Origin of the sequence: uncultured Corynebacterium sp. (assembly GCF_937999985.1) — a bacterium.
GTDB lineage: Bacteria > Actinomycetota > Actinomycetes > Mycobacteriales > Mycobacteriaceae > Corynebacterium.
This window is the reverse complement of the sequence record NZ_CALLDG010000003.1, coordinates 1-6,416: the sequence shown is the minus strand read 5'-3', so window position 1 is coordinate 6,416 and position 6,416 is coordinate 1. Positions and strand designations below refer to the sequence as shown.

General features: G+C 64.9%; 7 protein-coding genes. 3 read left to right on the top strand and 4 right to left on the bottom strand.

The features are described 5' to 3' along the window. The coding region (locus tag Q0331_RS00150) for a biotin/lipoyl-containing protein (RefSeq protein ID WP_298073788.1) at positions 1-524 on the bottom strand (524 nt) is incomplete at its 3' end. A gap of 199 nt (positions 525-723) precedes the next feature. Between Q0331_RS00150 and Q0331_RS00145 the strand changes: the two genes are divergently transcribed. Then, complete coding sequence (locus Q0331_RS00145; protein WP_298073786.1) at positions 724-1,119, top strand: oxidoreductase; 396 nt, start codon at positions 724-726, stop codon at positions 1,117-1,119. Between the two features lie 15 nt (positions 1,120-1,134). Here the strand turns inward: Q0331_RS00145 and Q0331_RS00140 are convergent, their stop codons facing one another. Beyond that, complete coding sequence (locus Q0331_RS00140) at positions 1,135-2,838, bottom strand: leucyl aminopeptidase (protein ID WP_298073784.1); 1,704 nt, start codon at positions 2,836-2,838, stop codon at positions 1,135-1,137. A 145-nt stretch (positions 2,839-2,983) separates the two neighbouring features. Here Q0331_RS00140 and Q0331_RS00135 point away from each other — a divergent pair, with 145 nt between their 5' ends. After that, a complete protein-coding gene (locus Q0331_RS00135; protein WP_298073782.1) occupies positions 2,984-4,171 on the top strand; it encodes a branched-chain amino acid aminotransferase in 1,188 nt (395 codons plus the stop codon). Here Q0331_RS00135 and Q0331_RS00130 read toward each other — a convergent pair. Further along, positions 4,138-5,142 (bottom strand): nicotinate-nucleotide--dimethylbenzimidazole phosphoribosyltransferase, encoded by a 1,005-nt coding sequence (locus Q0331_RS00130; RefSeq protein ID WP_298073780.1) that lies wholly within the window; start codon positions 5,140-5,142, stop codon positions 4,138-4,140. The genes Q0331_RS00135 and Q0331_RS00130 overlap by 34 nt on opposite strands. Positions 5,143-5,169: 27 nt before the next feature. Further along, positions 5,170-5,898, bottom strand: coding sequence for a DUF3043 domain-containing protein (locus Q0331_RS00125; RefSeq protein WP_298073778.1), 729 nt, complete (start codon positions 5,896-5,898; stop codon positions 5,170-5,172). A gap of 185 nt (positions 5,899-6,083) precedes the next feature. On the opposite strand from Q0331_RS00125, the gene Q0331_RS00120 reads away from it, so the two are divergent. Beyond that, positions 6,084-6,416, top strand: a 333-nt coding sequence (locus tag Q0331_RS00120; RefSeq protein WP_298073776.1) for an iron-sulfur cluster assembly accessory protein, incomplete at its 3' end; no start/stop codon positions are given.

Below are 6,416 nucleotides of genomic sequence, written 5' to 3'. Positions count from 1 at the left end.
TCGACCTTGTCGGTGGAGACCTCGAGCAGTGGCTCGTCGACCTCAACCTTGTCGCCGACGCTCTTCAGCCACTGGGTAATCGTGCCCTCGGTGACGGACTCGCCCAGCTCCGGCATGGTGACGTCCTCGGCCTCGCCGGAACCAGAACCGGAGCCAGAGTTGTCAGAGGACTCAGAATCAGAGTCATCGGAGCCGGACTCGGACTCCGCAGAACCGGACTCCTCAGCAGTGTCGCTGGAATCGTCGTCGCTGGAGCTGTCGGCGTCAGAATCAGAAGGCTCTTCGCCCTCCTCACCGATCTCGGCGATGACGGCGCCGACGTCCACAGTGTCGTCTTCCTCCGCGATGATCTTCAGCAGCACACCACTTGCGGGGGACGGGATCTCCGTATCAACCTTGTCGGTCGATACCTCCAGCAACGGTTCGTCGACGGAGACCTTGTCGCCGACCTTCTTCAGCCACTGAGTAACGGTGCCCTCGGTTACGGACTCGCCCAGTTCGGGCATTTCGACGGAGTACGCCATGGTGTTTGAAGCTCCTCAAACTAAACGGAAATCAGCTGTGGTTATTTGGTTGAAATACTACATAAGTCTACGCGCCTTGCCTCCGCTCCGCCGAGCGCCCCCTCGCGCTGAACTTTTGTGCCTTCTTTTTATGACGCCCCCTCACCGCCTCCGCGCACCTTTGGGGAACCGCCGGGTATGTGAACTAGAATCGGCTAACGTGTTTAATCTTTTCGGCCGGAACAAAAATACTTCCACCCGACCGCCGCGTGGGCCGGGGGAGACCATCCGCCCCAAGGACTTGACCTACCTGCAGCAGTGGGCCGGTACCCGCAAGGGCGTGGAGGGTTTTGTGGAGCCGGAAACGATCGTCAACGAGATGTCCGTGGTGCTGGTCGACAGCGAGGGGGAGTGGACGCGCCGCCGCATCGGCGGGCCGAAGGGCATCGACAAGGTGGCCCAGTCGGTCGGCATTCCCCTGTATTTCGCGGAGGAGACCGGATACCCGCAGCGCATGCGGGATCGCATGGAGCGGGATCGGTTGATCAAGAAGCGTCTGGAACAGCGCGAACGGCGCGCGCAGTTCGAGCAGCGCCGCGCCGAGCAGGGGGATTAGCGCAGCCCGGCCTGCCTAGCCCTTCAGCGCAATATCCTCCAGCGCGGCGATGATGGTGCGCACCGGCGAGCCGGTCGCCCGCTTCGGGGTGTAGCCGTACGCCGCGCCGTCGTTGTAGGCCGGGCCAGCAACGTCAATGTGCACCCACTGCACGCCCTCGGCCACGAAGTTCTTCAGGTAGTGGCCCGCCACGGACATGCCGCCCCAGCGGTTGCCAGAGATGTTCTTGATGTCCGCCACGTCCGACTTCAGCGCCTCGCCCAGCTCCGCGGGCAGCGGCATCGGCCAGCCGGCATCGCCCACGCGCTGGGAGATCATCGCCACGCGGTCGCGGAAATCCATGGAGCCCATGATGCCCGGCGTGCGGTCGCCCAGCGCCACCATCTGTGCACCCGTCAGGGTGGCGGTTTCGATCAGGTAGTCCGGGTTGTCCTCGCAGGCGCGGACGATGGCATCGGCCAGTACCAGGCGGCCCTCTGCGTCGGTGTTCAGCACCTCGGTGGTGGTGCCGCCGTAGTGGCGCAGCACGTCGCCGGGGCGGGTGGCCTCCCCGCCGGGCATGTTCTCCGCCAGCGGAACGGTGGCCGTAACGCGCGCCGGAATGTTCAGCTCAGCTGCGGCGATCACCGCTGCGACGACGGCCGCGGAGCCACCCATGTCGGAGATCATGTTCCACATCTTCGCCGGCGGCTTCAGGGAAATGCCGCCGGTATCGAAGGTGATGCCCTTTCCGACCAGCGCCACGTGCGGGGAATCCTCAGCGATCTTGTCCGGGTTGTAGTCCAGGCGCACCAGACGCGGCCCGCGTGCCGAGCCCTGACCCACGCCCAGAATGCCGCCGAAGCCTTGCTCCTCCAGGGCGGCCTCGTCCAGCACCTCCACCGTCACGTTCGTGTGCTTCGCCGCCTCGGCGATGATGCCCGCGTAGCTTTCCGGGTACAGCACGTTCGACGGGGTGTTCACCAGGTCGCGTGCCAGCGCCACTGCCCGCACGGTGGCCAGCGCGTGCTCCAGGGTGTCCGCCGGATCCTCGCCGGTCAGCACCTCAATCGACTCGATCGCTGGCGTGTGCTCGGCCGTCTTCAGCCCCCGGTACTCGTAGGCTCCCAGTGCGTGGCCGACCAGTGCGGCTTCTGCGCCCAACAGACCCAGGGCGCTCACCACTCGTGCGCCGCGCGGCTCGCCCCCGTTTGGCCCCTCTTGCTGTTCGGGTTTCTTGATGCTTCGGGACGCCACGCCTGCGGCCACGCGGACGTCCTCCGCGGACACCTCATCGGCCGGCCCCATACCAATTGCCAGGATCTTCTCCGGGCCGCTAGAGCCAGTGCCGGCCTCGACGATCTCCTCGGCAGTCTCCGGATCCACGGTGGATTCCTGCACCTGGGCGGACAGGTTGCCGGTGGAGACGACCTCGCTACGGCGCTCGGCCGAGAGGTTGGGGACCACCGTCACCTCGCCAGCAGTGCCCTTGGCGCCGACGGAGATAAGCAGCTTCCACATTTCCAGCTGCTGTTCGGCCGTGAGGGCGTCAATAGGAGCACCAGTGAGCTCCAGACCAGCCTCACCTTCGAAGACCGGGATGACCAGCGTATCGATGACCGACGGGGTGACAGTGCCGCTGTCCTCGAGAGTGGAATCGGTGTGTACCAGCGACATCTGCGGGACGAAACCGCGGGACGGCAGGCCGGCGATGGGGGCGGAAAAGTTGGTGGCGGTCATAGGGGAATCGACTGCTCCTTATAAAATGGTTGTTCGCTGCTTTCACTTTACCCAGAATCGCCTGACGCTAGATCGGTGGGAGGGAACCCCCAGAAATTGTTAGCCCCCTCACACTTTTGTGGAACGGCAGAGTAGTCTGGGACACATGACTACTCCAGAGGCAAACCCCCAGACCCCAAAGGCCCAGCAGAGCTCCCAGGTGGAGTTCACCGTCACCCGCACTGAGAACCCGGTGACCGACGACAAGATCGCTGAGATTCTCTCTGCACCCGGCTTCGGCAAGTACTTCACTGACCACATGGTCGCCATCGACTGGAACGCCGAGGAGGGCTGGCACAATGCCCGCGTGGAGCCCTACCAGCAGATCCAGATGGACCCGGCATCCAGCGTGTTCCACTATGGCCAGGCCATCTTCGAAGGCCTGAAGGCATACCGCGGCGAAGGCGGCAAGATCGTCACCTTCCGCCCGGAGCAAAATGCCCGCCGCTTCCAGAACTCCGCCGCCCGCATGGCCATGCCGGAGCTGCCGGAGGAGCTGTTCCTGGAATCCCTGCGCCAGATCGTGGACATCGACCAGCGCTGGGTGCCGCAGGGCGGCGGCGAGGAATCCCTGTACCTGCGCCCGTTCATGATCTCCCGCGAAGTCGGCCTGGGCGTGCACCCGGCCAGCAGCTACACCTACTTCGTGATCGCCTCCCCGGCAGGCGCCTACTTCTCCGGCGGCATCAACCCGGTGAGCGTGTGGCTGTCCACCGACTACACCCGCGCCGCCCCCGGCGGCACCGGCGCGGCGAAGTTCGCCGGTAACTACGCGGCTTCCCTGGCAGCGCAGGCCTCCGCGGAGAAGGAAGGCTGCGACCAGGTGGTATGGCTGGACGCAACCGAGCACAAGTACATCGAGGAGATGGGCGGCATGAACCTGGCGTTCGTCTTCGGCAGCGAGGATGAGGCCGCCGGCGCTGGCGCAGAAAATGTCACGCTGGTCACCCCGGAACTCTCCGGCTCGCTATTGCCGGGCGTTACCCGCCTCTCCCTGCTGGAGCTGGCGCGCGACCTGGGCTACAAGGTGGAGGAGCGCCGCATCTCCACCGACGAGTGGAAGGAAGCCGCCAAGTCCGGCGCCATGACCGAGGCCTTCGCCTGCGGCACCGCAGCCGTCGTCACCCCGGTCGGCACGGTGAAGGACGAGTCCGGCGAATTCCAGGTCAACGGCGGCCAGACCGGCCCGGTGACCATGCGCCTGCGCGAGCAGCTGACGGGCATCCAGAACGGCCGCGTCGCCGACAAGCACGGCTGGCTCTACACGCTGGTGGAGCAGGCAGCTACCGCGTAACGCACCATCGGCAGGGCCAGGACGGCGCCCAGCCCCTGGCCGGTGCCGAGCTGCAGATCCAGCAGCGGCTCCAAGCCCAGCGCATTGAGCGCTGGGAGGGCAGCGGGCTCCGTGCCCGCCGAAGCCGCCAGCCACCACGCGGCGGCCCCCGGCGCCAGCATCTGCGCGCACAACGCCGCCGCAGCCGCCCCCACGCCGTCGAAAATCACAGGCGTGCGGCGCACCGCCGCCTGCGCCAGAATCCCCGCCATCACCACCAGGTCGGCCGAGCCGATCTGCTGCAGCACCCGCGAGGCCACCGCCTTGTCATCGCGCACGCGGAACATCGCATCGCGGATCACCGCCACCTTCGTCTTCCACGCCTCGTCGTCGATGCCGGAACCCCGGCCGATGATTTTCACCGGCTCCACGCTGCACACGCTGCCGATCACCGCAGCGGCCACCGTGGTCAGCCCACGCCCCAGATCACCCAACAGCAGCACCTGCGTGCCCTTGTCCGCCTCCTGGTCGGCGAAACGCATGCCGCGCCGCAGGTGCCTCTCATAGTCCTCGGGGCTTAAAGCGTCCGCGGTGTCGATGGAACCGGAGGGGGTACCCAACGTGGCGTCAATAATAGAAAGAGAAACCCGTGCCGACCTGCAGGCATCCACAACCGGGGCAGCGGCATCGGCTAGGTTCTGGCGCACCTGGGCATTGAAATTGGCAGGCAGGGCGGAGATCTCCGGGTGCGCCTCGGACACCCCGTGCTCGCCGGTAACCACAACCATCCGCGCTGCGTTCAATACGTCGGCGGGGGCGGAACCCTGGCAGGCGGCGATCCAGGTGGCGACCCCCTCCAGCCTTCCCAGCGAACCAGCCGGAATACCAGCCTTCGTCGGCGCGGTGGTGCGGAGCTGCTCGGCTCGACTGCGCGTGGCCTCGTCCGGCGGGACGATGGGCGGGAAGTTCGGGGCGGAGGTCGTAGAAGCCATGGGGATTAGTCTAAACGCTGTCGGCTTTTAAACGCTGTCGCCGATTTGCTTCTGCGGGGCAGGGGTGCGCAGGCGGCGGATCATCGTGGCGCGGGTGAACGCATACAGACCTAGGCTAAACTTGCCGTGCGGGTTGTTCGGGAAGCGCTCGTTGACCTCGCGGTTAATGCGTCGGCCGAGCCAAATGCCCTCACCGATCATAATGAGGAACACGACCATCATCACCAGTGAAGCCAGGTTGGCGATACTCGGGTTGGACATGCCGAAGATCATGATGACGATGACCAGCAGCGCCAGCGGAAGGAAGAAGTTCATCATGTAGCGGCGGGAATCGATCCAGTCGCGGACGAAGCGCTTCTCCGGACCCTTGTCGCGATCCATGAGGTAATCCTCGTCGCCGGCCATCATGCGCTGGTTGGCGCGGCGCCGCTCGCGGTTCGCCTCGTCCTTCTGGCGCTGCTTCATGGCCTTGTATTCTTCCTTGGACATGGAGGCCTTGAGCTCCTTGCGCTGCTTGCGCGCCTCGCCCGGGGTGGCGGGTGCGGTGTAGGCGCTGCGGCGCACGCCGTGCTTGCGCTCCTGCTCGTTGCGCTTCGGGGTGGCTTTGCCCTTCTTCGGGGTAAAGGCCTTGGAGTTCTTTTCCTTAGTGACGCCACCATCTGCGTCGCTGTCTACCTCAGCCGACACGTCGGCATCCTGTGGCGAGACCTGATCCTCGGCTGAGTCGGCGACCTTTTCCTGCTTCTTCCATGGCATTTTCACATGTAACAGGCTAGAGCAGGAGAGCAGGGGAACAAAACCAAAAACACTGGCGCGGGAACGCGGAGAAGAATCGCTGTCGTGGGAATAACCCAAGAGGGTAGTGGCGTTGTGGAACAATGAGGCGTAGCTTGTGAGCAAAGCCAATTCAAAAATTCGGTCATTTATTGAGGAGGACCAACATGACTGCTCCAGAGAAGGTCACCGGTGTGGAGCTGACCGAGGCTGCCCAGCAGAAGGCCAGCGCCCTGCTGGCACAGGAGGGCCGCGACGATCTTTCCCTGCGTATCGCAGTGCAGCCAGGCGGTTGCGCTGGCCTGCGCTACCAGCTGTTTTTCGATGATCGTTCCCTGGACGGCGATCTGGTCGACGAGTACGACGGTGTGAACCTGGTTGTGGACCGCATGTCCTCCCCGTACCTGATGGGTGCGAAGATCGACTTCGCGGACACCATCGAGTCTCAGGGCTTCACCATCGACAACCCGAACGCTACCGGTTCCTGTGCCTGTGGCGAT